Origin of the sequence: Parvibaculum sp. (assembly GCF_035511255.1) — a bacterium.
Classification (GTDB): Bacteria; Pseudomonadota; Alphaproteobacteria; order Parvibaculales; family Parvibaculaceae; genus Parvibaculum.
Window position 1 is genome coordinate 1 of sequence record NZ_DATKFR010000103.1, and the last position, 3,614, is coordinate 3,614.

General features: G+C 62.8%; 3 protein-coding genes. All 3 read right to left on the reverse strand.

All coding sequences use genetic code 11. The features are described 5' to 3' along the window. On the reverse strand, positions 1–969 hold a 969-nt coding region (locus VMR03_RS03540; RefSeq protein WP_325402345.1), incomplete at its 3' end, for an aminotransferase. A gap of 401 nt (positions 970–1,370) precedes the next feature. Continuing rightward, on the reverse strand, positions 1,371–2,744 hold the full coding sequence (locus VMR03_RS03545; protein ID WP_325402347.1) for a glutamine synthetase family protein: 1,374 nt from the start codon (positions 2,742–2,744) through the stop codon (positions 1,371–1,373). A gap of 29 nt (positions 2,745–2,773) precedes the next feature. Then, the coding region (locus VMR03_RS03550; RefSeq protein ID WP_325402349.1) for a gamma-glutamyl-gamma-aminobutyrate hydrolase family protein at positions 2,774–3,614 on the reverse strand (841 nt) is incomplete at its 5' end.

Sequence of the window (3,614 nt, forward strand, 5' to 3'; positions counted from 1 at the left end):
GTGCGACCACTCTTCCTTCGAGTTGAAGACGGCGTCGCCGACGCGGCTGCCGACGCCGACGGCGGCGATCGGCTGGTAGCCGGAGGAGAGGCCCTTAGCCATGTTGATCATGTCGGGGTCGATACCGTAGGTCTCGGTGCCGAACCATTTGCCGGTGCGTCCGAAGCCGCAGATCACCTCGTCGACATGCAGCAGCACGTCGTACTTCTTGCAGATGCGGTTGATCTCGGCCCAATAGTTCGCAGGCGGAATAATAAGGCCGCCGGCGCCCTGCACGGGCTCGGCGACGAAGGCTGCGACATTCTCCGCGCCGAGCTCGAGAATCTTTTCCTCCAGCGCGCGCGCCGTCTTCAGGCCGAATTCCTCCGGCGTCATGTCGCCGCCATCGCCATACCAGTAGGGGCAGGCGATATGAGCAAAGCCCGGCAGCGGCAGGTCGGCTTGGCGGTGCATGGCGGTGAAACCGGACAGCGAGGCCGAACCCATGGTCACGCCGTGATAGCCTTTGAGGCGCGAGATGATGGTCTTCTTCGTCGGCCGGCCCTGCAGGTTCCAGAAATAGCGAATGATCTTGATCGCACTGTCATTGCCCTCGGAGCCCGAATTGGCAAAGAAGAAACGGTCTATGCCCTTCGGCGTCACTTCGGAGAGACGCTGCGAGAGCTCGGCGGTGTAGGGCGTCGTCGTCTGGAAAAAGGCGTTGTAGTAAGGCAGTTCCTTCAGCGCCTTGTAGCCGGCTTCCGCCAGCTCCTCGCGGCCATAGCCGACCTGCACGCACCAGAGCCCCGCCATGCCGTCGATAAGCCTGTGGCCTTCCGAGTCGTAGAGATAGACGCCCTTGGCATGGGTGATGACGCGGGCGCCGGTCTTGGCGAGTTCGTGATGCGTCGTGAAGGGATGAAGATGATGCGCGGCATCCATCTCCTGCCAGCGTTTGGTCTGATTGGATTTCGCAATGGTTTCCGACATGGGAGTGCTCCGTGTTTCCGAGGATGTTGAGAGTGCGGAAAACGCGCGGAATTTTGTCTCCGCGCCGGAGCGCTCCTACGGGTTGTAACCGATGCGCGCGCAGAGGATCAGAAGCTCACGCTTCTGCCGGCGGCTCGAATGGAAACCCGTGTGGAACATGAGGAGAGTCTACAGGAAGGAGGCGGGGGAGGCGAGTCTCGGTCTTTCCAGTTCCGTCATTAGCCGGCTCTTCCGGGCCATGACGAGGTTGTGGTAGGCAGCCAAGAGGCGCTCCCTCTCCTCTTCCGTCATGCGCGGGCTTGTCCCGCGTATCCACGTCTTTCTTCCGTGTCGGGTTTTGAAGACGTGGATGGCCGGGACAAGCCCGGCCATGACGAGTGGGGGATAGATCGTGCCGCCCCTCACACATTCAGCAGCAGATGCTCACGCTCCCAGGCCGAGATCACTTGCTGATAGGCTTCGTGTTCGGTGTATTTGACGTCGAGATAGACCATCACGAAATCGAGCCCGAGGATTTCCTTGAGGTCCGACGACGAGCGCAGATTGTCCAGCGCGTCGAGAAGGTGACGCGGCAATCCGTAGCGTTTCGACTCGTAGGCGTTGCCCTTCATCTCCTTGGTCGGCACGAGTTCCTCGGTCATGCCGATATAGCCGCAGGCGAGCGAGGCCGCGATGGCGAGATAGGGATTGGCGTCGGCGCCCGGCACGCGGTTCTCGACGCGGCGCGCGGTGCGCTTGGCTTCGGGAATGCGCAAGCCCACCGTGCGGTTCTCATGGCCCCAATGCGTGTTGATGGGGGCGGCGAGGTCGCGGACGATGCGGCGGTATGAATTGACGTTGGGCGCGATGAGCGGCATCGCTGCCGGCAGATATTTCTGCAGGCCCGCGATATAGGAGAGGAAGAGCTTCGAGTCCCGGCCCTGCTTGGTCGAGAAGAGATTCTCGCCCGTGTCGACATCGACCAGCGACTGATGAATATGCATCGCGCTGCCGGGCTCGCCCTCATAGGGCTTGGCCATGAAGGTCGCATAGACGCCGTGCTTCATCGCCGCCTGGCGCATGGTGCGCTTGAAGAGGAACGTCTGGTCGGCGATTTCGAGCGGATCGCCATGATCGAAATTGATCTCGACCTGGGCGGCGCCCGATTCATGGATCAGCGTGTCGATGTCGAGATCCTGCGCCTCGCAGAAATCATACATGTCCTCGAAGATCGGATCGAATTCATTGACCGCGTCGATACCATAGGATTGCCGCGCCGTTTCCTTGCGGCCGTTGGTGCCGACCGGCGGTTCCAGCGGATAGTCGGGGTCGATGTTCTTGGCGGCGAGAAAGAACTCGACCTCCGGCGCGACGACCGGCTGCCAGCCCTTGGCCTCGTAAAGCGCCAGCACCTTCTTCAGCACATTGCGCGGCGCGATCGGCACATGGCCGCCGTCGCGGTAATTGGCGTCGCAGATGATCTGCGCGGTCGGCTCGTCATACCAGGGGACGACGCGCACGGTGGCGGGATCGGGATCGAGAATGATGTCCGGCTCGGTGTCGGAGAGAACGTCCGAGTCGATGAAGTCGCCCGTCACCGTCTGGCCGAAGATCGATTCCGGCAGGCGGAGCGTCCGCTCGGTCAGGCCCGAAATGAATTTCTTGGTCGGCAGGATCTTGCCGCGGGCGATGCCGGCCATGTCCGACACCATCACCTCGACTTCGGTGACGCGGCGATCCTTCAGCCACTTCACCAGTTCGTCCTTGTTCTTCACCGTCTCATTGCCCGTCGCCATGGGGCACCGTTCTCTTTCCTGCTTGGACCTCAGGTCCGTTGAGTGTCGAGCGCGTGTCGCGCTTTTTGCTGCGCGACCTTGCGCACCGCATCGCCGAAGGCTCCGAGGAGCTTCAGCGAAACCGGGTTCTCCCGGTATTTCCATTCGGGATGCCATTGCACCCCCAGCGCGAAGCCCGGGGCGTCGCGCACGCTCATCGCCTCGACCGTGCCGTCGGGCGCGCGGCCCTCGGCGACGAGGCGGTCGGCAAGCCGTGCCACGCCCTGTCCGTGAAGCGAATTCACGCGGATCGCCCTTGTCCCGAGAATTGTCTCGAAGGCGCCGCCCTCGATGAGGTTCACCTCATGCGCCGGGCCATATTGCGTGTCGAGCGGATCGTCCTTGTTTTCCCGGTGGTCGCGGCGCGGCGCGAAGCCCGGCTCGCCCGGCTCTTCATGGATATGCTGATGCAGCGTGCCGCCATAGGCGACGTTCATCTCCTGAAAGCCGCGACAGACGCAGAAGAGCGGCACGCCGCGCGCGACGCTCGCGCGGATAAGGCCGAGCGTCAGCGCGTCGCGCTGTTCGTCGAGCAAGACGCCCTCGCGCGGATCCGTGCCGCCGTAATTCCTCGGGTGAACATTGGAATGCGAGCCGGTCAGGAAGATGCCGTCGCAGAGCGCGAAAATCTCGTCCAGCTCCGCGTCGAGATCGAAGTGGCCTTCGCTCAGGCGCGGGACCGGCAACAGGATGGGTTTCGTGCCGGCTCCGCCTTCGACCGCGGCGATGTATTTCTCGCCCACGGCGTGAAAGGGATGGACCCCCAGCAATTTCACATCGCAGGGGATGCCGACGACCGGTCGTCTCGGAAGGTTTCGGGTCATGCCTTCA